The sequence below is a fragment of the Bacillus changyiensis genome (genome assembly GCF_027706145.1).
Lineage (GTDB): Bacteria > Bacillota > Bacilli > Bacillales > Bacillaceae > Bacillus > Bacillus changyiensis.
The window spans coordinates 1-23,358 of sequence record NZ_JAQFWW010000003.1 but is presented as its reverse complement, the minus strand read 5'-3'; the positions used below and the strand labels follow the sequence as shown (position 1 = coordinate 23,358).

21 protein-coding genes, 2 tRNA genes, 2 rRNA genes and 2 pseudogenes are annotated in these 23,358 nt (G+C 37.6%); 5 read left to right on the top strand and 22 right to left on the bottom strand.

The genetic code is table 11. The annotated features are described in order from the left end of the window. Positions 1-3: 3 nt before the first annotated feature. The 3 genes from PDT38_RS11940 to PDT38_RS11930 form a co-directional block, all read right to left on the bottom strand. Positions 4-1,242, bottom strand: a complete 1,239-nt coding sequence (locus tag PDT38_RS11940) for an ABC transporter substrate-binding protein (RefSeq protein WP_394356268.1) — start codon at positions 1,240-1,242, stop codon at positions 4-6. 36 nt (positions 1,243-1,278) lie between these two features. Continuing rightward, the gene (locus tag PDT38_RS11935; RefSeq protein ID WP_270801813.1) at positions 1,279-2,334 is read right to left on the bottom strand and encodes a LacI family DNA-binding transcriptional regulator; all 1,056 of its coding nucleotides are present in this window, start codon (positions 2,332-2,334) and stop codon (positions 1,279-1,281) included. Positions 2,335-2,589: 255 nt separating this feature from the next. Beyond that, positions 2,590-5,187: a calcium-translocating P-type ATPase, PMCA-type gene (locus PDT38_RS11930; RefSeq protein ID WP_270801811.1), complete on the bottom strand. Its 2,598-nt coding sequence runs from the start codon at positions 5,185-5,187 to the stop codon at positions 2,590-2,592. Between the two features lie 285 nt (positions 5,188-5,472). On the opposite strand from PDT38_RS11930, the gene PDT38_RS11925 reads away from it, so the two are divergent. Then, the gene (locus tag PDT38_RS11925) at positions 5,473-6,324 is read left to right on the top strand and encodes an AraC family transcriptional regulator (protein WP_270801810.1); all 852 of its coding nucleotides are present in this window, start codon (positions 5,473-5,475) and stop codon (positions 6,322-6,324) included. Between the two features lie 1,419 nt (positions 6,325-7,743). Here the strand turns inward: PDT38_RS11925 and PDT38_RS11920 are convergent. From PDT38_RS11920 to PDT38_RS11905, 4 genes and pseudogenes are all read right to left on the bottom strand, one after another. Beyond that, on the bottom strand, positions 7,744-8,943 hold the full coding sequence (locus PDT38_RS11920; RefSeq protein WP_270801809.1) for a hypothetical protein: 1,200 nt from the start codon (positions 8,941-8,943) through the stop codon (positions 7,744-7,746). 50 nt (positions 8,944-8,993) lie between these two features. Continuing rightward, on the bottom strand, positions 8,994-9,743 hold the full coding sequence (locus PDT38_RS11915) for a hypothetical protein (RefSeq protein ID WP_270801807.1): 750 nt from the start codon (positions 9,741-9,743) through the stop codon (positions 8,994-8,996). A gap of 454 nt (positions 9,744-10,197) precedes the next feature. Continuing rightward, positions 10,198-11,048 (bottom strand): annotated as a pseudogene (locus PDT38_RS11910) (peptidoglycan recognition protein family protein). A 63-nt stretch (positions 11,049-11,111) separates the two neighbouring features. Further along, a complete protein-coding gene (locus PDT38_RS11905; protein WP_270802144.1) occupies positions 11,112-11,171 on the bottom strand; it encodes a hypothetical protein in 60 nt (19 codons plus the stop codon). A gap of 25 nt (positions 11,172-11,196) precedes the next feature. On the opposite strand from PDT38_RS11905, the pseudogene PDT38_RS11900 reads away from it, so the two are divergent. After that, positions 11,197-11,467, top strand: a pseudogene (locus PDT38_RS11900) (tyrosine-type recombinase/integrase); the annotation flags it as partial. Positions 11,468-11,524: 57 nt separating this feature from the next. Here PDT38_RS11900 and groL read toward each other — a convergent pair. Together groL and groES are read right to left on the bottom strand one after the other, a co-directional pair. After that, positions 11,525-13,162, bottom strand: a complete 1,638-nt coding sequence (gene groL / locus PDT38_RS11895) for a chaperonin GroEL (RefSeq protein ID WP_270801806.1) — start codon at positions 13,160-13,162, stop codon at positions 11,525-11,527. A gap of 44 nt (positions 13,163-13,206) precedes the next feature. Continuing rightward, a complete protein-coding gene (gene groES, locus PDT38_RS11890) occupies positions 13,207-13,491 on the bottom strand; it encodes a co-chaperone GroES (protein ID WP_152850215.1) in 285 nt (94 codons plus the stop codon). Positions 13,492-13,719: 228 nt separating this feature from the next. Here groES and PDT38_RS11885 point away from each other — a divergent pair, with 228 nt between their 5' ends. Continuing rightward, on the top strand, positions 13,720-14,442 hold the full coding sequence (locus tag PDT38_RS11885; protein ID WP_270801803.1) for a CPBP family intramembrane glutamic endopeptidase: 723 nt from the start codon (positions 13,720-13,722) through the stop codon (positions 14,440-14,442). Next, positions 14,442-14,630 (top strand): YdiK family protein, encoded by a 189-nt coding sequence (locus tag PDT38_RS11880; RefSeq protein ID WP_253907751.1) that lies wholly within the window; start codon positions 14,442-14,444, stop codon positions 14,628-14,630. Before PDT38_RS11885 ends, PDT38_RS11880 begins: the two co-directional genes overlap by 1 nt. A gap of 18 nt (positions 14,631-14,648) precedes the next feature. Here PDT38_RS11880 and tatC read toward each other — a convergent pair whose 3' ends face one another. Genes tatC through moaC form a run of 4 tightly spaced genes read right to left on the bottom strand, consistent with a single transcriptional unit; the run spans position 14,649 to position 16,792 of the window. Next, a complete protein-coding gene (gene tatC / locus PDT38_RS11875) occupies positions 14,649-15,416 on the bottom strand; it encodes a twin-arginine translocase subunit TatC (protein ID WP_270801799.1) in 768 nt (255 codons plus the stop codon). Between the two features lie 15 nt (positions 15,417-15,431). Next, the gene (locus PDT38_RS11870; protein WP_172293156.1) at positions 15,432-15,608 is read right to left on the bottom strand and encodes a twin-arginine translocase TatA/TatE family subunit; all 177 of its coding nucleotides are present in this window, start codon (positions 15,606-15,608) and stop codon (positions 15,432-15,434) included. A gap of 21 nt (positions 15,609-15,629) precedes the next feature. Continuing rightward, complete coding sequence (locus PDT38_RS11865) at positions 15,630-16,283, bottom strand: redox-sensing transcriptional repressor Rex (RefSeq protein WP_270801796.1); 654 nt, start codon at positions 16,281-16,283, stop codon at positions 15,630-15,632. Beyond that, on the bottom strand, positions 16,280-16,792 hold the full coding sequence (gene moaC / locus PDT38_RS11860) for a cyclic pyranopterin monophosphate synthase MoaC (protein ID WP_270801794.1): 513 nt from the start codon (positions 16,790-16,792) through the stop codon (positions 16,280-16,282). Before moaC ends, PDT38_RS11865 begins: the two co-directional genes overlap by 4 nt. A gap of 146 nt (positions 16,793-16,938) precedes the next feature. On the opposite strand from moaC, the gene PDT38_RS11855 reads away from it, so the two are divergent. Further along, positions 16,939-18,870 carry an ABC-F family ATP-binding cassette domain-containing protein gene (locus PDT38_RS11855; RefSeq protein WP_270801792.1) on the top strand — a complete coding sequence of 644 codons (1,932 nt, stop codon included), beginning with the start codon at positions 16,939-16,941 and terminating at the stop codon, positions 18,868-18,870. 228 nt (positions 18,871-19,098) lie between these two features. Here PDT38_RS11855 and tsaD read toward each other — a convergent pair whose 3' ends face one another. The 9 genes from tsaD to PDT38_RS11810 all read right to left on the bottom strand — a co-directional run. Next, positions 19,099-20,124, bottom strand: coding sequence for a tRNA (adenosine(37)-N6)-threonylcarbamoyltransferase complex transferase subunit TsaD (gene tsaD / locus PDT38_RS11850; RefSeq protein WP_270801790.1), 1,026 nt, complete (start codon positions 20,122-20,124; stop codon positions 19,099-19,101). Beyond that, positions 20,114-20,560 carry a ribosomal protein S18-alanine N-acetyltransferase gene (gene rimI, locus PDT38_RS11845; RefSeq protein WP_270801788.1) on the bottom strand — a complete coding sequence of 149 codons (447 nt, stop codon included), beginning with the start codon at positions 20,558-20,560 and terminating at the stop codon, positions 20,114-20,116. Before rimI ends, tsaD begins: the two co-directional genes overlap by 11 nt. Before the next feature lie 13 nt (positions 20,561-20,573). Then, complete coding sequence (gene tsaB / locus PDT38_RS11840; RefSeq protein ID WP_270801787.1) at positions 20,574-21,266, bottom strand: tRNA (adenosine(37)-N6)-threonylcarbamoyltransferase complex dimerization subunit type 1 TsaB; 693 nt, start codon at positions 21,264-21,266, stop codon at positions 20,574-20,576. Beyond that, on the bottom strand, positions 21,247-21,723 hold the full coding sequence (tsaE, locus tag PDT38_RS11835; RefSeq protein WP_270801786.1) for a tRNA (adenosine(37)-N6)-threonylcarbamoyltransferase complex ATPase subunit type 1 TsaE: 477 nt from the start codon (positions 21,721-21,723) through the stop codon (positions 21,247-21,249). The genes tsaB and tsaE overlap by 20 nt, the downstream gene beginning before the upstream one ends. Before the next feature lie 16 nt (positions 21,724-21,739). Beyond that, on the bottom strand, positions 21,740-22,714 hold the full coding sequence (gene thiL / locus PDT38_RS11830) for a thiamine-phosphate kinase (RefSeq protein WP_270801785.1): 975 nt from the start codon (positions 22,712-22,714) through the stop codon (positions 21,740-21,742). A gap of 163 nt (positions 22,715-22,877) precedes the next feature. Further along, a tRNA-Asp gene (locus PDT38_RS11825) sits at positions 22,878-22,954 on the bottom strand. A gap of 37 nt (positions 22,955-22,991) precedes the next feature. Then, a tRNA-Met gene (locus PDT38_RS11820) sits at positions 22,992-23,068 on the bottom strand. Between the two features lie 12 nt (positions 23,069-23,080). Continuing rightward, positions 23,081-23,196, bottom strand: a 5S ribosomal RNA gene (rrf, locus tag PDT38_RS11815). 63 nt (positions 23,197-23,259) lie between these two features. After that, positions 23,260-23,358: ribosomal RNA gene (locus PDT38_RS11810) — 23S ribosomal RNA — on the bottom strand; the annotation flags it as partial.

The following is a 23,358-nucleotide window of genomic DNA, read 5'->3' as shown; positions in this document are numbered from 1 at the left end:
TCGTTATTTGCGGTCGGCTACTTTCTCCCATTCAGCATCTATTTTTTTCAGGTAGGCATTTGAATCTTGTTTTTTCACAAATTCTTGAAGCAGTTTATCTAATCCGACTGCTGATGGAACATAATGGTCAGGGAAATCAACAACCGCTCCTTTTTTAAAGCTTTCTTTCAATCCTTCAACAGAAGGATCTTTCTGTACTAATCCCTGTTTAGCTGAGAATGCATTTTGCTCAGCGAGATACTCTTTTGCTACTTTATCAGTTGTTAAAAATTCAATAAATTTTTTCGCTTCTTCAGGGTGTTCTGTAGTTGTTGCAGTTGCAAGAAGCAAATCAACACCTGAGACGACTTTTGATTCACCCGGCTTGTTTGTGACAGGGAATGGGAAAACCCCAAGTTCAATATTCGGGTTTGCTTTTTTGATTTCAGGAATTGCCCAGATCCCTTGCAGGTACATGGCCGATTCACCGTTCGCAAACGCTGTGTTCCCATCATTATAAGCTTTACCATTTTGATTTTTGTGGCCGTATTCAAGCAACTTCAAGTATTTATTGGCAGCTTCTTTATGCCCTTTAGAAAATGATGTTTTACCTGCATGGAGTTTTTCAAAAAAATCTTCCCCTTGCGTATTTGCAGCTAGGACATTATAAGAAGGAAGGGTTGTCCAAGCATCTTTAAATGTGAAATAGAATGGGATTTTTCCAGATTTTTTTACTTTTTCTGCTGTTGCAATCAATTCATCCCATGTTTGAGGCACTTTAAGCCCCATTTCTTTGAACATCTTTTTGTTATAAATGACACCTACTGCATTTGTTGCGTATGGTATGCCATACACTTCTTTCGCACCAGAAACATCTTTCACCATCTGAACATAAGCCGGCTGTATACCGTCAAGTGCAGGGCTATCTGACATATCCGCAAGCGCTTTCGCATCAACTAACTCTTTTAGTGTTACATCCGCCCCCATCCCAATAACATCAGGCATATCCCGTTTAGCAATTCTTGTTTTTAATACTGTCATTGCATCAGGTGGATTAGATTGGACAACACGGATTTCTGGATTTTCTTTTTCAAATTTTGCAATGAGCTTATCAAACGTACCTCTTGCTTCAGTTTTGTATTGGAAAAATTCAATTTCTACCTTTCCGTCTTTTGAAGCGTCGTCTTTTTTACATGCTGTTAGACTTGAGAAAGCAAGGATGACGATCAATAATAAAAAGACTACTTTTTTCAATGTATCCACTCTCCTATGATTTTGAAAGTTTTTTAATCGTTCAGACTACAAATGTTCTTGCGAAGTTTGAGGATTACGACTGCTTTCCCGTAAAATCAATTTTGTGTCAAGAATCACTTTCACTGGAATTGTACGGTTATAGAATATACGATCAGCAAGAAGCTTCACCGCTGACTTACCTAATTCATCGGGATAAATCTTTACCGAAGATAGCGGTGGGTTTAAATAGGCAGCGCTTTCAATATCATCAAAGCTAATCACTGATAAATCATCTGGTACTCGTATACCTGTTTCGTTTAGCATTCGAATAGCCCCAATGGCCATCGGATCACTTCCAATGATCATTGCATCTGGTAAGTCTCCGCTTTCAATCAATTCTTTCATTAACTGATAACCGCTGTTTGGATTCCAGTCACCTGTTAACACATGTTTTGGATTATACAAACCTTTTTCTTGCATAACCTTTATGAATGTTGCTTTTCGAATTTCATCGACTTCAATATCTGTTTTACCAGTAATCGATTTAACAGTTTGTTCTCCTCCCATATAGCCAATTGTTTTATGACCAGAGGTGAATAATGTATTCATGACTTCAATCGTTGCTTCTTCAAGATCAATGTTGATTAGATCATAGCCTTTGCATGAATTAGAGTTGTCCACAAATACAATATTTTCGTTTTTATAAAAATAATGAGCTATATCCTCCGTAATAACTGAGCCAACAACAATAAGACCATCAAGCTCATTTAAATCGGGAAAAGGCTGGTCCCTTTTAATTCTAAGTAAACTGCCAATTGTGAGAGAAAACTGCTTACATGCCTGTTCAATCCCTAAGCGAATCTGTTGAAAATAAGGATCATTCAGTTCATCCTCTTCAGTAGTAGATAAAATAACACCTATCCTGTATTCTTTTAAACTTGACCTTTTTAAATTCTGGTTATTCTTTTTTCTTGTCGGTTTATATTGAAGCTCCGCAGCTATTTCTAAGACCCGCTTTTTCGTTTGTTCAGTAATCGAAAGAGTCGGATCGTGATTTAACAGCCGTGAAACAGTTGCGGTTGAAACACCTGCTTTTTCAGCAATTTCTCTAATAGTAGCCATTTTTCCCTCCTTGTTTAGTTATGTTAACTAAAACTTACAAATTGATTATAGCATTTAAAGCGCTTTCATTCAACTTTATTTTAAAAAACATCTAAGTAAGATTGCGTTTTTTTACTTATTTTTAAGTTATGTTTACTAAAATTAACTACAATTCACCTTATGTCTCTTAACAATAACCATTTGTTTAGTAAAATTCCATTTCATTTTTTAACCGATCATTAATAAAATCCGTGAAAATAAACACGGATTTTATTATTACCTTTTTATAAGCTTGTATAGTTGAATGATGATTAACGGAATTAACGCTAATCCAATCACCCAGGTTAATTGAGTTCCAGATAATACAGCGGTCTCAAATATCCCTCTTAAAGCTGGAACAAATAGAGCAAGCATCAGCAGTATCACGCCAATAATGACAGAAAACCATAGATACTGATTTGTGAACACACCTATTTTAAAAATAGATTGTTTTGATCTGGCATTAAACCCATAAAACAATCTTGCTAAACATAAGGTTGCAAACGCCATTGTGCTTGCCACCATCTCGTCACCGGTTTGCAAGCCAATGTGAAAGGCAATTAATGTAGATATCCCAATGAGCAGCCCACCGAATCCGACTAATAGAGCAAATGATTTGTTTAACAAAGGTTGATTAATATCTCTTGGCTTTTCTTTCATAATGTTTTGATTATGCGGCTCAAGCCCTAGCGCTATAGCCGGTAAACTATCTGTTAATAAGTTAATAAACAGAAGATGAACAGGTGCAAAAGGCACTGGCAATGCTAACAGAGAAGCGTATAAGACCGCTAATACACCCGCTGTGTTGCCCGCCAATAAAAACCGAATCGCATTATTAATGTTTGCGTATATACTTCTTCCATTCGAAATCGCTTTGACGATTGTTGAAAAGTTATCATCAGTTAAAACCATTGCAGATGCATCTTTGGCTACTTCTGTCCCTGTAATCCCCATGGCAATCCCAATATCAGCTTGCTTCAAAGCAGGTCCATCATTGACTCCATCCCCTGTCATCGCCACAACATTTCCTTTTTCCTGCCAAGCTTTCACAATTCGAATTTTATGTTCTGGTGATACACGAGCATAAACAGAAATATGTTCAACCTTTCCTTTTAATTCTTCGTCTGGCATTTTTTCTAATTCAATACCTTCAATCGCTTCTGTATCACTCTTTAATATTCCAATTTGTTTTGCAATTGCAGATGCTGTTATCTTATGATCCCCTGTAATCATGACTGGTTTAATTTTAGCTGAAATACAACTCTCTACAGCCTCTTTTGATTCAGGTCTTGGTGGATCCATCATTGCTGTCAGTCCCACAAATGTTAAATCCCTCTCATCATCGAAATGAACAGCTTGTCCTTCATTCACTTCTTTATAAGCAAAACCTAAAACACGTAAACCATTTTTTGAAAAATCCTCGTTTACTTTCTCAATTTCTTTTTTATGTTCCTCTGTAAAAGGAACAACCCCTGACGATGTCTCCATTTTGATCATCCGTGACAAAAGTACATCAAGAGCACCTTTTGTCATTAGAAGATATTTCCCTTCGATTTGCTGAACTGTACTCATTAACTTACGGTCAGAATCAAATGGTAACTCTTTTAAACGAGGGTATTGCTTTCTTACTTCTAACTCATCAAATTGATATTGTTCACCAAAATTAACAAGGGCAATTTCTGTTGGATCACCAATTTCCTTTTGATCTGCTGTCACAGAGTCATTACATAACAATCCCATCAAAATAAGTTTTTTATGTAGTGCATCTTCTTGGTTTAGCTGCTCATGAGAAATGACTGTTTGATCGACATATACTTGTTGCACGGTCATTTTGTTTTGTGTCAAGGTTCCAGTTTTGTCAGAACAAATGACTGAGATACTGCCAAGGCTTTCAACAGCATGTAGTTTTCTCATAATGGCATTTTCCTTTGCCATTTTCTGTGTTCCAAATGCGAGAACGATCGTCACGATCGAACTTAAGGCTTCTGGAATCGCTGCTACGGCAAGAGAAACAGCAAACATAAAGGAATCTACAATCTCACGCCCTCTAAAGATATCAAGTCCAAAAATAAGGAGAGCAATCATGATGATAATCACTGCTAATCTTTTTCCGAAATGATCTAATGTGACTTGAAGAGGGGTTTTCTTTTCTTCTGCTGATTCTAATAAATTGGCTATTTTTCCGATTTCAGTCTTCATTCCAATATCGGTTACGACTACAACACCTCGTCCATTGGTTACAAAACTTCCAGAGAAGACCATATTCTTTTTGTCACCTAATGATACATCTTTTTCAGTTATGGGTTCTATTTCTTTAACAACCGCCAAAGACTCACCTGTCAGAGAACTTTCATTAACCTGTAAGCTGTGATTCTCGATTATTCTGCCGTCTGCCGGCACGAAATCACCAGCATCTAAATGAAGGATATCTCCTACTACCACTTCTCTTGATGGAATTTCCATTTTCTGTCCATTCCGAAATACTTTCGCATTTGGAGATGATAAAGCTTTTAAACTGTTGAGAGACTGCTCTGCTTTCACATGCTGAATGGTACCAAGGATTGCGTTTAAAATAACAACACCCATAATCACAATAGCACTTTCGATTTTTCCAAGGAAAGCCGATATGAAAGCGGCTACGATTAAAATAATAACAAGGAAATCTTTAAATTGTTCTAAGAAAACTTGTATTGTGCTCTTTTTCTTTGTTTCCGCAAGTTCATTAAAACCGTACTGTTCTCTTCTTTTATCCACTTCATCAGAGCTTATTCCATCCCTTGTTACTTTTAACAGACTTATTACTTCATCTGAAGTTTTACGGTAGTATTCACCCATTTCCCACTTTCCCTCCTTATCAAGTTGATTTTAATTAGTATTTTTCACAATTGAGTCAATATCATACTAACTTGCATTTTTAGACTTCACAGCTAAAAAGTTCACTAACACACCCCACTAATCCTGCTTTTACTGGGAAAACATATTTTCAATTTTAAAAGAAGGAAACACACTTAAGGTCCTAGAATACGCTATTGGTAGTGAAAATCCGACATATTTGGGCAGGAAATGTCGGACAGAAAACATCCTTTTTCTTTATATTAGATATTGAAAGGAGCAACAATTATGGATTGGCTAGAGAGAATGAATAACGCATTGGATTACATTGAAGACCATCTAGATCACGAGATCGATTACAAAAAGCTAGCACAAGCCGCTTTATGTTCGGAGTATCATTTTTCAAGGATGTTTTCAGCATTATCAGGAATATCACTTTCAGAATATATAAGACGCAGACGCCTAACACTTGCAGCGTTTGAATTACAAAAAAGCGATATTCGGATTGTTGACCTCGCGGTGAAATATGGATATGATTCTGCCGACTCGTTTTCACGTGCTTTTCAAAAAACGCTTGGATTAAAACCATCTGAGGCTCGCAATAAAGGAATACAGCTAAAAGCCTTTCCAAAAATCTCCTTTCAAATTTCAATAAAAGGAGACATTGAAATGGAGTATAGAATTGAAAATCTTGATTTTGAATTAAAACTAATCGGAAAAGGAGTTCCAGTGAAAACGAGCAAAGCTTTTAAAACCATTCCTACACTTTGGAATACCGCCAAAAAGGATGGCTTTATGCAAAAGCTAATTGATATGTCATGGGAAAATCCAAAATGTACACTTGAAAGCCTTCTAGGGGTTTGCGGAAAAGAAGCAGCCATAACAGACGAAGAATTTACTTATTTTATGGGAATACGATATGATGGTGACGCTCCAAGCGATATGGAGAGCATCGTCATTACCCACAGCACTTGGGCCGTTTTCCCGAATATAGTAGACGCATGGAAACGTTTATATTCTGAATGGCTTCCTACTTCTAGTTACGAACTAGCTGACTTTCCCTGTATCGAATGCTATTACCCGCCAAAGCATAAACCGAAACATGAACTTTGGGTTCCTGTTGTTTCTAGAGAGGTTTGATCGAAATAGTGGGGTTACAGCAACTGTTGAAACTCCGTTTTTATGATAATAAACTGGTAGAAATGAAAGGAGTAACTGGGGCAAAGGAATGCTGTTTTGGTTACAGTGGAAATTCATCCCCTGAATCTCCCGTTATCAATCCGACAGCTAAAAGTCTTTTATTTTGATACGAATAAGTTCTTTGGGCGAAAAACTGCTTCAACAAGTAGGAGGCGAACAGTTCGAACAGTTTTTCGAAGGAATTCTGTGGTTTCATAGACCTCCTCGCTTTGGCCGGCTATCTTTATTTAAGACTAGTCATGAAAAAAGGTCAATTAAGTTAAACTTAATTGACCTTATTATACGAAATAGACCTTCCCTTGAGCCTCGAAACTTAAAGGGAAAGGTCTATTTAAAAAGAGCCAGCCCCTTGATGGTCACTTTGTACAATGGACTCGACTGATATAAACAGTCGGATTTTTTAGTTTATGCATCTTCTTTAGAAGTTAATCTTATTTCTAAATCAATAAACAAAGTTTTTCAATGAGATAGCATCTGAACAGAAGCAAAAATAAAAAAAGATGCTTCACAAAAAGTCCAAAAGACTTTCGGAAACATCCTCAATATTGGGATTTCATAAAGAAATGTTATTAAAATGTTATTTTTTTGAGCATTTCAGATGAAATCAACAGTCAAACCCTTGGTATATCAAGGGTTTTATCCGTTTAATTACATCATGCCGCCCATTTCTGCACTAACTGCCCTTTAAAACCCTTTGAACCCTGTTAATCCCTTATAACACAAGAATTTTCAGTTGTTCTTATTGCCCACTAAAAATAAGCAAAAACATAAGAAAATCTCCCCCACTGTGGGCAAATGGTGGGGCAATGTTCTGATCTCAATCATAAATCGGAAAAGGCTAAAAGATAAACAAATCATTCATTTTATCTTTAATATAATTAAATCAACAACACAAAAAAGGGACGTGTAAAAAAGAGCATCAACAAAGTCAGATCAGCAATGTACAGTCGGCTAAAATTTTAGGAGATGTCAATGCGGTTAAACAAGGGAAAGTAGGGAAACGCATCGCCCGTCGTACTACCGGAAAAACGACAGGAAATTGTTAGGTAAACTATTCAAATAGGATACGAAAAAAGCCCTTCTCATTAGAGTTGGGCTTCAAATTAAATTTTAATTGCTCTATTCTGTAATGTTACGCCTAATCTAGACTCATTTGTAACTCACGCGAGAAACAGCAAGGATATTTTCAGTTGTAATAGTGTCCTTGTTTGTCGGCTCTTAAAATAATCTCGTAAATAGTCTTCATTGATTTTTGATAAATAATGATTGAATTAGAAATTTAACTATCGAACAGTCCTTTTGCCTGACTAATCAACCAAGAAGGTAGTACAGTAAAATTTTAAAGACAACCCATATCTGTTATTCTCGATTCCTATTTATCATGAAGAAATCATATTGAAATACATTATGTTTATTCACTATTTTCTCAAGCCCTTTAATAGGTATCGTTTTTATTTTTTTTCCGTTTTCATATGAATAAGAATTAATCTCAAAATTTCCAGATTCTCTTTTCTCTAACAAGAAGATTTCAGAGTCTCCAAAATAGGTCATATCAGCTTGATCTTCAAATTTCGTTGACCTTGTTAATGGATAACTCTCTGCTACTTGCATCTTTTTTAAGTCAAAAGTATAGAGATATGAATTTGCGGCTAGATGATACAACTTGTGATCTTTAATGATAAAATTATTTGTTGTAAACTGGCTAGCAAGGTTTGAGATCTCAATTGGAATATTATAAGTACCTAAAGGATATGTTCCTTTAAACTTCTGGTTCTTTATATCAACAATAGCAATTTTTAATTGTATTTTTTTGGATTCATCAGATTGATTATCAACTATAAAATATGCCAATCCTTTATTTATTAAAATCTGTGAAGCAATACTCCAATTGCCATCTTTTAAGCCAGTAATAGGTATTCTTTTATTTAAAAAAACTTTTTTTTCACTTACATTGATAGACTGAAAATTAACCTTGCCCGTGTCCATATCCTCAGTGATTACATAAATATTTTCTTCATCGTTTCCAGTGCTTACATAATATCCAGGAATTATTTTTTCACGAAAGTTATTCTGATTTCCCCATCGAATTAAACTATTGTATTGTTTTTCCCCAAATCCTTGATTATTAATGAAATAAAAAAGATTTGTTTTGTTTAGATAACCTGATGACTGCCCATAACTTGTATGTACTTTATGTTTAATTGGGAATTTCTTCAAATTTCCACCAATCATTAATACCTCTTTTTCATTCTGCCTAACTACAAAATTTTTCCCTTGAGCAATCGTACCTACTTCAATTGCATCTCCTCTTACAGCTGATGCAACACCTTTTTTATCAATGTAAACAGTGTAGCTACCCTCTTGTGGAGTATAAGCTGAACCAGAATAATATACTGCTGCAACTTTATCATTTAAAAAGTTTTTTTTGTTTTCAATTTCATATCCTTTTTCTACTGAATTCATATTAGTATAATAGTATGCAATAACACCTATCATAACACTTACAATAAGAATCGATCCTATAATATACAATTTTTTTTTTTCAATTTTAATATTCAACTCCTAAAATATTAAGATAACTCCCTAATTTGACTTAGGGAGCCAACAATTTAATCTACTCTTCTAACAAATTTAGTATAAGAAGAGTCTCGAATATCTTTTGGATAAACACCATAGCCTTTGTTTTTATCCATGTCAATACCTGCTTTCATTTTAAAAGCTGACCATACTAATTTTGAGCAGTTTTTAGCACCATAATGACTTGTTATTCTATTAGTTACAAAATTACCTGAGTAACCATCTTTCCCTACACGACTTTTTCCCCAATTAACTGAATTGTACTTTTTATTCTTAGAGACTTTAACTGATTTAACAACAGCATTTCTTTCTACAAATACTCTATTGGTTTTTATAGCTCTAACGCCTCCTTTAACAGACTCAACAATCGTATTAGATGTATAGTACATTCCTACATGTCCGTGTTGAACTCCAATAGTAGCAGCTGGAGTATAAAAAATGTTTCCTTTTGAACTAGTACCTATCTGTTTTTTTGACCCACTACTACTACTACTACTACCTGCTGCACTAAAAGTGATACTTTTGGCTTCTTCATTTCTGGTTAAGTTTTCTTGTTTTTTAAGTTCACTTTTTACTTCATTAAGTACTTGTTCAGTTGATTTTTTACTTTGTTTTGCAGCTTGCTTTGCTGAATTCATTAACTCTCCCTTAGTAAGACCCGGATTCATTTTTAATATGTAGTTAATAGTTTCCGAGTTAGGAGATTCAGCCGCCTTTAAATTTGTCACACCGGTAAAAACTAGCGGTACAGCTACACAAAATGTAATTAAAAGTTTTTTCATCTTCTTTCCAATACCTCCTATGTAATATCATAACGATTTTAACATCCAAAAGACCTAAAATGTAATAGATGAAAAGTTTCATTTACTACTAAAAATAATAGGTCTTTATGATCATTTTGATCATTATCTATTCTTCTCTTATATTATGATCACAAGAGACTACGATTGGTCATTTTTAGTATTTTAGAAATTAGTAATATATCTTCAGAAAAATAAAGAAAGTTACTGCATTATTTCTCTACAAAAGAGATAATAGATAAAACATGTTGTTCAATTTGGATTTGGGGTATTTATCACTATAAAAAAATGTAAAAAAGTTATCTGGGATAATGGATATCCAGAAACCGAAGAAGATGAATGAATACAACATCAATTTACAGAGTTAGAGATTCATTCGTTTGATTATAGTTGTTTTGAAGTATATGATTTGAATAAGGCCTTAAAGAATAAACTATTATATCATCTTTAATTGGTTGACCCTCAATATTGAGGGCCTTTTAATTACTTCAATAAACGCCTCAAGCTTCGTCTTTGACCCATTAATACCGTCCGCAGCTAGTCCATGCATCAATTGGAATCGTCTTAACCGCATCTTCTGTCTTCGGTCCATAGTAACCATCAACCTCATTATTTTCCGCGCCTTTGTCTGGGTAAAAATGAAGTCCCGCCAGTGCTTCTTGAATCTGCTTAACTGCTTCCCCTTTCATCATTGGAGTTTGAAGTTTATAAACACCGGAAGGCAACGGGTATCCTAATTTCTTGTTACTACTTGAAGATGCGTTTGTTTTTGTGACAGTTTTATTTCCTAGTAAGCTATCAACTTTTTTCCGAAATGCTGATAGTTGACTTGAATCACTTACCCAAGAAGCCGGACAGTTTTTTTACGTGACATCGTAATGACGAACGATTCTGCTTGTGGATAGTCTGTATCGCTTACATAGTTTTGCAACTAGTTCAGCCGCATTTTCAACAGCTTCACTGTGGATTTCCCCGTCTTTTTCCACACACATTTCCACACTGATTGCTGTTTGATTGGCGTTTGGCTTTAAGAAACTAACATAACAACGGTTCCCATCATGGGCATGATAAGTCATTTTCAGGGATAATGTACTGCGCTTCTTTGCGGTCTACAAAATAATGGGCCGATGCGTAACGCTTATCGACCACACATGTACTGTTAAAATAGTTGCGTTCATTTAATGAAGATGCCCCAGGAGTTGCTGTCCAGTGCATGACAATTCCTTTAACACCTGATAATTTAACACCTGGACGAGTATAACGATTGACTGTTACAAAATTTTTCACGGACTTTTACCATTTAAACCACTCCTATTGTTTAATAAAAAAAGACTGCCTCTTGGCAGCCCATCATTTTGTTAGTCCGTTTTGTTTTAACACTTCTTTTTGTTTCTTACTTTTGCTAGTCACATAGTTATTTTTATACCTAGATAAAGAAAATGCAGGCTATCCACCTTATGTGAAGTTAATCCAGATACGCATGAAAAGATTGCTTAAAATTGCTGGTTTAAACTCTGCACCCACACCACATTCATTGAGACACACTCATACATCTCTACTTGCTGAAGCAGGGGTTAGCCTAGAACAAATTATGGATCGCATGGGGCACATATGATGATACAACTAAAAATATCTATTTGCATATTACTAAGCCAAAAAAAGAAGCTTCCCACAAGTTTGCTAAACTCATGAGAAGCTTCTTTTAATATTTCCACTGTGGGAAAAAAGTGGGCAATAATGCTTTAGAGGATAAGAAAACCTTATTACATCATGCCGCCCATTCCACCCATGCCGCCCATATCAGGCATTCCGGCACCGGCAGCACCTTTTTCTTCTGGCTTGTCAGCGACAACCGCTTCAGTTGTTAAGAACATCGCTGCTACAGAAGCTGCGTTTTGTAGAGCTGAGCGTGTTACTTTTGTAGGGTCTACAATACCCTTTTCGATCATGTTGACCCATTCGCCAGTTGCTGCATTGTAGCCGATGCCGACTTGTTCTTTTTTGAGGCGCTCAACAATAACAGAGCCTTCAAGTCCAGCATTGTGTGCAATTTGACGAATTGGTTCTTCAAGGGCGCGAAGAACGATGTTCACACCTGTTAGTTCGTCACTTTCAGCATTTAGTTCAGATACTTTTTTGTATACATTAACAAGCGCTGTACCACCGCCAGATACGATTCCTTCTTCTACTGCAGCGCGAGTAGAATTGAGGGCATCTTCAATGCGTAGTTTGCGTTCTTTTAGTTCTGTCTCAGTTGCAGCACCAACTTTGATGACAGCTACGCCGCCAGCAAGTTTTGCAAGGCGCTCTTGTAATTTTTCTTTGTCGAACTCAGAAGTTGTTTCTTCAACTTGAGCACGGATTTGGTTGACACGAGCAGCGATTTTTTCTGATTCGCCAGCACCTTCAACAATTGTTGTGTTTTCTTTCGTAACAACAACTTTAGAAGCGCGTCCTAATTGGCTGATTTCAGTTGATTTAAGATCTAAACCTAAATCTTCTGTAATCACTTCTGCACCAGTCAAAATAGAGATGTCTTCAAGCATCGCTTTACGACGGTCACCGAATCCAGGAGCTTTTACAGCAACTGCATTGAATGTTCCACGCAATTTGTTGACAACAAGTGTTGCAAGAGCTTCACCTTCAACATCTTCGGCAATCAGAAGCAATGGTTTTCCTTGTTGAACAACTTGTTCAAGCACTGGCAGGATTTCTTGAATGTTGGTGATTTTCTTGTCTGTTACTAAGATATAAGGATTGTCAAGAACCGCTTCCATCTTATCAGAATCCGTTACCATGTAAGGAGAAGCATATCCACGGTCGAATTGCATACCTTCCACAACTTCAAGTTCTGTTGTAAATCCTTTTGATTCTTCAATTGTGATGACACCGTCGTTTCCAACGCGTTCCATCGCTTCAGCAATCAGACTTCCGACTTCTTCATCAGCTGCAGAAATCGCAGCAACTTGAGCAATTGATTCCTTGCCTTCGATCGGTTTAGAAATTTCTTGCAAGCTTTCAATTGCTACAGAAACAGCTTGCTCAATCCCTTTACGTACGCCCACAGGGTTAGCACCAGCTGTCACGTTTTTCAAGCCTTCGCGAATCATCGCTTGAGCAAGAACTGTTGCTGTTGTTGTTCCGTCACCGGCAACATCGTTTGTTTTGCTGGCAACTTCAGCAACTAGCTTCGCACCCATGTTTTCAAAAGCATCTTCAAGTTCGATTTCTTTGGCAATTGTTACACCGTCATTTGTGATTAATGGAGACCCGAATTTTTTCTCAAGAACGACATTGCGTCCTTTTGGTCCTAAAGTCACTTTTACAGCATCCGCTAATGCATCTACACCTCTGAGCATTGAACGGCGGGCTTCTTCGCTAAACTTAATATCTTTTGCCATGTTTTTCAAACCTCCTCAAGATTGTGTAAAGATTTATTTATGGCTTAGCCAATCACAGCTAAAATGTCACTTTCACGTAAAATCAAGTAATCAGCACCTTCATACTTCACTTCGGTACCAGCATATTTTGAGAAGATAATGCGGTCGCCTGTTTTGACTTCTAATGCAACGCGCTCTCCGCTCTCTAATACACGGCCTGAACCGGCAGCAACCACTTTACCCTCTTGGGGCTTTTCTTTTGCGGAGTCAGGAAGTACAATTCCGCTAGCAGTTTTTTCTTCAGACTCAACGAGCTCAATGACAACGCGATCACCTAATGGCTTTAACAATGAAACAACCTCCTCAATATTTTCATATGTAATTTTAGCACTCACACTCAATGAGTGCTAACACAATTCTTATAATAAATAATCTCTCAGGCAATTTCAAGTGATAAGCATGAAAAATTTTCATAATGCCAATTTTCTTAGTGTTCTTTATTAGCCTATAATTTAAAAAGAGTGTGTTACAATAAAAAAATAGTTTATTTTATACTTTAAAAAAGGAGTACATACGGCTTGCGAAAACAATATTGGTATATTATTTTGACATATGTCGGCATGCAATTCATCAGCTTTCTCGTTTCTAGCTGGCTAGTAGGAACAGGTCAGATGTCTCAGAAAACGTATCTTACATGGGTAGGTGTCTGGTCTGTCATTGCCTTTTCACTCTGTCTTGTGATCGTGCTACTCATCTTGAGAACGTTACCGAAGACAACGCTCAGAAACCGCCCGAAAGCATCACCTGGAGTTTCAATATTATGGGCGATTGGCGGCGTTTTCCTCGCCCTGTTTGCCCAATCCATTGCTGCAATGATTGAAATGAAATTATTCGGTGTTAATCCTGAATCGAAAAATACACAAAAAATCATGGAAGTCATTCAAACATTGCCACTAATGGTTATCGTCTCTTCTTTGCTCGGTCCTATTTTGGAAGAAATCATTTTTAGAAAGATTGCGTTTGGGGTGATCTATGAAAAAACAAACTTTTTCATTGCTGCTTTGTTCAGTTCTTTCATGTTTTCACTTGTGCATTTCGATTTTACCCATATTTTAATCTATACAGCGATGGGCTTTACTTTCGCCTTTTTATACGTTAGAACAAACAGAATTATTGTTCCTATTTTTGCCCATGTTGCGATGAATACACTTGTTGTGCTTGTTCAAGTGTTTCGGGAACCTATTGAAGATTTTTTACAACGTGCTGAAAACATGCAACTAATTATTGGAGGATTTTTATGATGAGAAGCCCGATGTTTTGGGGATTGATTTATCTGCTAACAGGTGTGCTGTTTACTTATTTAGCTGCAACTTCACCAGGGGATATGTGGTCTTTCTACACAGTTCTTCTCATGTTGTTTGCCGCTTATAATATCAGCATTTCCATTAAAATGTTCGTCTTATCAAGTAAACTGAACCGTAAAAAATAAAGAGCCACTGCTGGCTCTTTATTTTGTTTGACGATTGGCAAATGATTGATTTTCTTCCTGTATGACAGTTTTTTGAGCCTGTCGGTAAGATACTCTTGAAATTGCAATACTGACTTCATAAAGAATTAATAAAGGCACTGATACCATTAAATGAGACATAACATCAGGAGGCGTAATCAATGCTGCAATGACAAAGAGAACGAAATAGGCGTACTTTCTGATCTTTCCTAAAAACATCGGTGTCAACAGCCCGAGCCTTGTGAAAAACATGATGACTACAGGCATCTGAAATAAAAGGCCAAAAGGCAATGTTAATTGCAATAGAAATTGAAAGTACTCATGTATGCCAATCACTTGATTGACATGGAGATCCTCGGTGATATTTGTCATAAAATCAACAACAAACGGAAATAAAATAAAGTAAGAAAAGGCAATCCCGCCCAGAAAAAGTATAATCGAAATTGGAATATAGCTTAACGTCACTTTTCGTTCTTTTTCATAAAGACCTGGACTGATGAAAGCCCATATTTGATAAAAAAACAACGGTGATGTTAATACTGCGCCAATGATGAATGCAAACTGCACATACACAAATAAGGGATCTGTCAGCTTAAAGGCATTGAGGGTAAGCAGTTTTGCTTCATCTGTCTGTTGCAAGTAAATGATAACCGGCTTCGCAAGAAAAAAGCCTACTGTGACAAACAAGACAAAAAAGACAATCATAAACAATAGACGTCTGCGAAGTTCTGTGATGTGCTGTGCAAGTGACATTTCTTTTTCTTTCATCAATGTCACCCTAACCTACTGATTCTCTTTCTTTTTATCGGTATCATCATCTGCTAACCCTTTGGTTGCATTTTTAAATTCACGCAACGTATTCCCCGCGGCTTTTCCTAGTTCAGGAAGTTTTTTCGGACCGAAAATTAACAGCGCCACCACAACGATTAAAATAAAGCTTCCAGGACCGATTGTCGGCATAAAAAATGAGCCCCCTTTCCTTTATTTTACGCTTCCCTCTTTCATTGAATAATGTTTTAGAAAATACACCAGTGACTGAAGTTCAACCGCTAAATCTATATGATGAGTTCGAATATGCTCCGGCACATTCAAACGAGCCGGCGTAAAATTAAGAATTCCTCTAATACCGAGTTCCACCAGCCGATCTGTAATGGATTGAGCAGCTTGAGCAGGAACCGTTAAAATGGCAACAGGAATGTTACCCCCCATATGTTCTTCAAGCTTGTTCAGATCATAGACAGGAACACCACCAATCTCCGTTCCGATCTTATCCTTATTGATATCAAAAGCCATTGCAATTCTTGTATTATTGTTTTTAATAAAATTGTAATTCAAAAAGGCTGTCCCTAAATTCCCTACACCAATCAAGATTACATCTGTCATTTCGTCCTGATCAAGCGTTTTTCTAAAAAAAGACAATAAATAGTTGACATTGTAACCATATCCCTTTTTACCCAGTGCGCCAAAATAGGAAAAATCCCTGCGAATTGTGGCGGAGTCGACTTTTACTGCATCACTTAACTCAGCAGATGAGACACGCTGCTTCCCTGATGCATGAAGGTTTTTCAAAAAACGATAATATAGCGGCAATCGTTTCGCTGTCGCTTGCGGAATTTTTGAATGATCCATGTTCATAAGTGATCCTCCGTATTTATACCGACTTTTCCCCTTTTAAAATCACCACTTTTTCCACCCGTCTTCTCAAGAAGAGCGGTAGGACCTATTACCATTCCCTTATCCACAGCTTTACACATGTCATAAACGGTCAGCGCGCACACACTAACTGAAGTTAACGCTTCCATTTCAACACCTGTACTTCCTTTTGTCTTCACCATAGATCGTATGTGCAGAATGCTTTCATCTTCCTGCCTTTCCCATTGAAAGGAAATATCGACTCCTTTTAGTGCAATTGGATGGCACATGGGAATCATATTAGATGTTTGTTTCGCAGCCATAATACCAGCTACTTGGGCTACAGCTAAAACATCGCCTTTTCCGATTTGCTGATTGGTAATCCTTTCATAAACCGAGTTGCTCATTGTTACACTTGAAACAGCTACAGCGATGCGAACCGAAGCTTCCTTTTCACTTATGTCAACCATCTTGGCTCTACCTTGTTCATTGAAATGTGTAAATTCATTCATATCTATAACTCTCCTCATAACGATTTTACACTATTTTTTTCATTCTGTCTGTTTCTTTTGGTTAAATTCTTCCAGACTTCTTTTAATTGTTTGCTGACAGCTTTCCGATAAGCTACACTTAAATTAGCAAACAAGAGGTGAATATCATGATGATCTTACAAGTTAATCAGCTCTCAAAATCGTTTGGAGCCGATAAAATTTTAACAAATATAAAACTGGAAGTCAGATCTCGGGATCGAATTGCGATTGTTGGCCGGAATGGGGCTGGAAAATCAACTTTGTTAAAAATGATCGCCGGTCAAATGTCTTATGATGAAGGAGACATGATCAAGCCTAAAGATCTCACAATAGGCTATCTTGACCAACACTCAGGACTCGATTCGAAGCTGACCCTAAAAGAAGAACTGCTATCAGTATTTGAATTTTTGAAAGCGATAGAAAAAGAGATGCGTTCGATTGAAGAACAAATGGCAGTGGTCGACTCCCAAAAACTAGAAAGTTTAATGAAAACATATGATAGGCTTCAGCAGGAATTTAAAGATAAAGGTGGTTATCAATATGAAGCTGAAGTCAGGTCTATCATTCATGGACTTGGCTTTGCTGATGACTCCGCTCGAGTTCAGGATTTAAGCGGCGGACAGAAAACAAGGCTTGCGCTTGGGAAAATGCTTTTAACAAAACCCGAGCTCCTCATTCTCGATGAACCGACAAACCATTTGGACATTGATACATTAACATGGTTGGAACAATATTTACAAAACTATAGCGGCGCCATTTTAATCGTTTCTCATGACAGGTATTTTCTTGATAAAGTCGTCACACAAGTTTACGAGATTTCCCGTACACAAAGTAAAAAATATCAAGGAAACTATAGCTCTTATCTGCAATTAAAAGCGGAACAGCTTGAAAGAGAAATGAAGTTGTATGAAAAACAACAGGACGAAATTGCCAAACTCCAACAATTCGTTGAGCGGAATTTAGCCAGAGCCTCAACAACAAAACGAGCACAAAGTAGGAGAAAACAGCTCGAACGAATGGATGTGATGGAGAAACCGCTCGGCGATGAAAAATCAGCATCTTTTCATTTTGAAATTTCTAAACAAAGCGGAAACGATGTTTTACGAGTTCAAGACTTGACAGTCAGTTACCAAAATCAGCCGCCGGTCCTTCGCTCATTAAATTTTTATATTACCCGCGGAGAAAGCGTGGCACTCGTCGGTCCGAACGGTATCGGTAAATCAACTCTTTTAAAAACACTGATTCAAAGGCTAAAACCTGTCTCAGGTACAATTTCAACAGGTTCACATGTCTCAATCGGCTATTATGACCAAGAACAAGCTGAACTTACTTCTTCAAAACGTGTGTTGGACGAGCTTTGGGATGATTATCCTGAGTTAAATGAAAAAGATATTCGAACATGTTTAGGAAATTTTCTGTTTTCTGGAGATGATGTCTTAAAGCCAGTGCATGCTTTAAGTGGTGGAGAAAAAGCTAGGCTTGCTCTTTCAAAACTCATGCTTCAAAAAGCTAATTTTCTTATTCTTGATGAGCCGACAAACCATCTTGATTTAGACAGTAAAGAAGTATTAGAGAATGCTCTGATTGATTACCCTGGCACAATTTTATTCGTGTCCCATGACCGTTATTTTATCAACCGTATCGCGACAAAGGTATTTGAGCTTTCATCTGAAAAAGCAGAAGAATACTTGGGAGACTATGATTATTATACAGAAAAAAAAGCCCAACAGCTTGAACTTGAAGAACTTGAAGAACTTGAAAAACAAAGGACAGATGTCCACAAACAAACGAGTACTGAAAAACCTAGTTCAAAACGAAGTTATGAAGAAGAGAAAGAGTGGAAGAGAAAAGAACGACAGCGGCAACGTCGCATTGAAGAAATCGAATCAACAATCACCAACCTTGAAGAACAAATTGAAAAAAATGAACAATTGTTATGTGATGCTGATGTATTTCAAGATCATAAAAAGGTTCAAGAAATCAATTCCGAAAATGAACAGCTTCATGTGGAACTTGATCAATTATTAGCTGAATGGGAAGGACTTTCAACAGCTGAATAATTCAAAAAACCGCTTCATATATTCCCGAAGCGGTTTTTTGTTATCCACAAAACAATAGCTCTATTTACAAGAATGAAAACGATTTACCCACAATATCCACAAAAAATATAATATTTATACACATTATCAACAGGTTAAAAAGGTCTATATAACAGGTTATTTAACGTTATACACAGGTCTGTGGATAGATGTGAATAAAATGTTAATCATTTTTATCAGCTGTAAAGTCTAGTAAGAAATCAATTCCAAGCCAGGGTGACCATTCATATCATATTTTCCTCTTATTCCTTTTTCAAACGCTACAGCACCTGCGGCTGCAATCATAGCCGCATTGTCTGTGCATAATGAAAGGGGCGGAATCAATAGCTCAATATCCGTGTATTTGGCAAATGTCTGATCAAGCGCTGTTCTTAACCCTTTATTTGCAGCGACTCCCCCGGCAAGCAAAATCTGTTTGACATGAAAAGCTTTTGCAGCGCGTTCCGTTTTGGTGACGAGCACTTCAATGACGCTTTCTTGAAAACTTGCTGACAAGTCCTCTGGTGAGATTGTCTCCCCTTTTTGTGATGCATTGTGAAGCGTATTGATCACCGCAGATTTTAAGCCACTAAAGCTGAAATGATAACTGCCTTCTTCAAGCCAAGCACGGGGCAATGGTACATTTGCAGTTCCTTGTTGAGCCAATTTATCAATATGGGGACCGCCAGGATAAGGGAGTCCCATCGTTCTAGCCACTTTATCATATGCTTCACCTGCAGCATCATCAAGTGTTTCCCCAATCACTTCAAACGATCCGTGTTCTTTCATATAAACAAGTTCAGTATGCCCTCCTGAGACAACTAAAGCCAGTGCAGGAAAACATAGTTCCTTTACAAGGCGATTGGCATAAATATGACCTGCAATATGATGAACACCCACCAGCGGAATATTGTGAGCAAAACTAAGTGCTTTCGCAGCGTTCACCCCAATCAGTAACGCACCGACAAGCCCAGGCCCTTCAGTTACCGCAATCGCGTCAATATCGTCAAAAGACATACCTGATTTTAATAGAGCTTCTTCAAGTACAATAGTGATTTGTTCTACATGGTGTCTTGAAGCAATTTCTGGCACAACTCCCCCAAAACGTTTATGACTTTCAATTTGTGATGCAACGACATTCGTAATGATTTCCGTGCCGTTTTTTACAATCGCAACAGCAGTTTCATCACAGCTAGTTTCAATTCCTAATACATATAAGTCTTTTTTATGATTCATTCAATTTCACCCACATTAATAAAGCATCTTCTCCATTATCACTATAATAGTTTTTACGGATTCCCCCGGGTTGAAAACCGAGTTTTCGATATAAGCTCTGTGCAATATGATTGGACACCCTGACTTCAAGGGAGAGCTGTTCTGCTTCTTCTTTTCGACATCGATTCATGGCAGCCATTAAAAGAGTCTCTCCATAGGAACGCCCTCGATATGCGGGTGTGATGGCAATGTTCGTAATTTGTGCATCATCCATCACAATCCAAATTCCGCAATAACCGATGACTTGCTCTTCGATTTCAATGACAAGGTAATGAGCATATATATTATGATGAAGCTCATGATAAAACGATTCCTTTTTCCATGGGGTTGGAAACGAGTGCTGTTCAATTTCGATGACTTGATCTAAATCTTTAGTGCTCATATCCCTTATAATCATATCACTTCACCCGTTACTTTTGTTTTTCCAGCCATAGAGCTTCAGCTTCAGCCAAACGAAGATAGTTAGGAACGAGGCCATGTACGGGTTCAGGTTCTTTAAACTCTCCAATTAAAGCTAGTTCAGATGGACGAGGAAGCTGAAGTGCAGGTTCTGCAATCATCGCTTGTTGACCGAGAATTTGTTCAATCATTTCCTTATGGATTTTTGTATCATGACCGAGAAACAACACTTGCTTGTCTATTTTTTTGAGCTTTTGTAGCCAATCTTCAAACAAAATATTTTGGTCGTCTTCTAAAGCAACCAACTTGTCGCTTTCCTCATAATGGTATAATCCTGTATAAACTTGCCCACGCCTTGCATCGAAAACCGGGCAAAGCAGGCCAGAGAAAAAACGACCGTTTGCGGCTAACACTTCAAGGCTGGAAACGGCTGCAATCGGAAGTTGTAAAGACCATGCAAGCGTTTTTGCAATTGTGACACCGATCCGTACGCCTGTATAAGATCCAGGGCCTTTAGCCACAACAATTTTAGTTAAATCAGCTGTTTGTAAGCCGCACTCCTTAAGCAATTCAACAATTGCTGGCATTGCTCTAATGGAGTGGTTTTTTTTCAGATGTGAGAGATGTTCAGCTATCACTTTTCCATCTCTCACTAAAGCAATTCCTAATGTTAAATTAGAGGTATCAATCGCAAGTATTGTCATATTCACTTAGCTCCTTACAAAGAATATCGTATCGTTCGCCTTTTGGTGAAAATGTCAGTTTTCTCTCATCTTCATTTAGCCTGTTAATGACAATTTCCAGACGTTCTTTGGGGAGCTGTTCATGAATTAAATGAGCCCATTCAACAAGGCAAACCCCATCACCATCAAAATATTCATCCAATCCAAGATCTTCGAAACTATCTTCCATTCTGTATACATCCATATGAAACAAAGGAAGTATCCCATCTCGATATTCTTTAATAATGTTAAAAGTAGGGCTGTTGACGATTCGACGGATGCCGAGACCTTCAGCAAAACCTTTTGTAAAAGTAGTTTTCCCAGCCCCTAAATCCCCTTCCAATGTAATGACATCACCTGCTTTAATTAAACTGGCGGTTCGTTCACCAATTTTCTTCGTCTCTTCAGGTTTTGTCGTATGCCACTCTAATATGTTCACCTTTATGTCACCTGTCTTATTTAAAATGTTGATATCCTTTTTTCTCAAGAGGAACTCGGTTTTGTCCATTTAGTAAAAAGACTTTAAAGTCACTTTCTTGGCTCACATGGCCAATTTGCGTTACCGATACTTGATGGTCAGCACATTCTTTTGCAAAACGTTCCCACTGTTGGCTTGAGATTGTACCAACTAACTCAAAGTCCTCACCACCAAATAAAACAAACTTTTCCCACTCTGTGTGTAGTTTATGTAATTCAGCATGCTTAGGAATCATATTCTGGTAAATCTCTATAGAAACACGACTTGCTACAGCAATTTCATTCAGTTCATTGGCAAGCCCGTCACTAATATCGTTAAGGGCAACCCGTTCATAATGTGAACAAATGAACCCCGCTTCAATTTGTGGTCTTGGTCTTTTATGTCGTTCAATAAAATATTGCGCCAGAACCTCATCTTTTGTGGAGATTTTCTCCAATAAAAGTGCAAGTCCTGCTGATGATGAACCAAGCTCTCCTGTTACAAAAACAACATCACCGGGTTGTGCATGACTACGTAAACAAACTTTTCCTTTTTCGATCTCACCAATAACTGTTACAGTTATCACCAGATGTCCATTAGTAGATACGGTATCACCGCCGATAAGATCCATTTTATATAGTTTCGCCAGTTTATTCATCTCTTCATACATTGTCTCAATAGCAGCCTCATTCCAGCCTGATGGAATCGCAAGAGATACAAGATAGAACTTTGGATACCCACCCATTGCTGCAATATCGCTAATATTGACAGCCAATGCTTTGTAACCGATATCAGCAGGAGATGAATGAGAAGAAAGAAAATGCACACCATCTACCATGGTATCGACACAAACGATTTCCTCATAGCCTTCTTTTGATTCATAAACGGCTGCATCATCACCTATCCCGATCTTGACTTCTCGATGAGACAGAGAACTTGGCGTTATCCTCTCTATCAGCTCAAATTCATCCATAAGAACATGCTCCTTTGTTGTTGCTGGCTTGAAACACTACCCTTATCTTATCGAATAATGACCAATTATCCAAGAAATAAAAGAAGCTTAGGTCAAAACCCAAGCTTTTAAAAACGAGCGTATAAAAAAAAACGAAAGCAATATGTTTCGTTTGTTTGTAATATGGCGGTCCGGACGGGACTCGAACCCGCGACCTCCTGCGTGACAGGCAGGCATTCTAACCAACTGAACTACCGGACCATATTTTAGTTGTTCCTTTTAAACAACTTTTTTAAATTGGTTGCGGGGGCAGGATTTGAACCTGCGACCTTCGGGTTATGAGCCCGACGAGCTACCGAACTGCTCCACCCCGCGATATTATAAACAGCTTGGCGACGTCCTACTCTCACAGGGGGAAACCCCCAACTACCATCGGCGCTGAAGAGCTTAACTTCCGTGTTCGGTATGGGAACGGGTGTGACCTCTTCGCTATCGCCACCAAACTAAAATTGAGAGGTATTCTCTCAAAACTAGATAACGTGTGATAAACCATTCACAAATCATTTTAGGTTAAGTCCTCGATCGATTAGTATCTGTCAGCTCCATGTGTCACCACACTTCCACCTCAGACCTATCAACCTGATCATCTTTCAGGGATCTTACTT

Excerpts from the sequence above, each read along its gene's own strand:
- moaC (WP_270801794.1), bottom strand. The coding sequence starts at position 16,792 with ATGAATGAATTTACACATTTCAATGAACAAGGTAGAGCCAAGATGGTT.
- tsaB (WP_270801787.1), bottom strand. The coding sequence starts at position 21,266 with ATGACAATACTTGCGATTGATACCTCTAATTTAACATTAGGAATTGCT.
- tatC (WP_270801799.1), bottom strand. The coding sequence starts at position 15,416 with ATGAAAGAAAAAGAAATGTCACTTGCACAGCACATCACAGAACTTCGC.
- tsaD (WP_270801790.1), bottom strand. The coding sequence starts at position 20,124 with ATGAATCATAAAAAAGACTTATATGTATTAGGAATTGAAACTAGCTGT.
- rimI (WP_270801788.1), bottom strand. The coding sequence starts at position 20,560 with ATGATTATAAGGGATATGAGCACTAAAGATTTAGATCAAGTCATCGAA.
- PDT38_RS11925 (WP_270801810.1), top strand. The coding sequence starts at position 5,473 with ATGGATTGGCTAGAGAGAATGAATAACGCATTGGATTACATTGAAGAC.
- PDT38_RS11930 (WP_270801811.1), bottom strand. The coding sequence starts at position 5,187 with ATGGGTGAATACTACCGTAAAACTTCAGATGAAGTAATAAGTCTGTTA.
- PDT38_RS11915 (WP_270801807.1), bottom strand. The coding sequence starts at position 9,743 with ATGAAAAAACTTTTAATTACATTTTGTGTAGCTGTACCGCTAGTTTTT.
- thiL (WP_270801785.1), bottom strand. The coding sequence starts at position 22,714 with ATGGATGAATTTGAGCTGATAGAGAGGATAACGCCAAGTTCTCTGTCT.
- PDT38_RS11935 (WP_270801813.1), bottom strand. The coding sequence starts at position 2,334 with ATGGCTACTATTAGAGAAATTGCTGAAAAAGCAGGTGTTTCAACCGCA.
- groL (WP_270801806.1), bottom strand. The coding sequence starts at position 13,162 with ATGGCAAAAGATATTAAGTTTAGCGAAGAAGCCCGCCGTTCAATGCTC.
- PDT38_RS11855 (WP_270801792.1), top strand. The coding sequence starts at position 16,939 with ATGATGATCTTACAAGTTAATCAGCTCTCAAAATCGTTTGGAGCCGAT.
- PDT38_RS11880 (WP_253907751.1), top strand. The coding sequence starts at position 14,442 with ATGAGAAGCCCGATGTTTTGGGGATTGATTTATCTGCTAACAGGTGTG.
- PDT38_RS11865 (WP_270801796.1), bottom strand. The coding sequence starts at position 16,283 with ATGAACATGGATCATTCAAAAATTCCGCAAGCGACAGCGAAACGATTG.
- PDT38_RS11870 (WP_172293156.1), bottom strand. The coding sequence starts at position 15,608 with ATGCCGACAATCGGTCCTGGAAGCTTTATTTTAATCGTTGTGGTGGCG.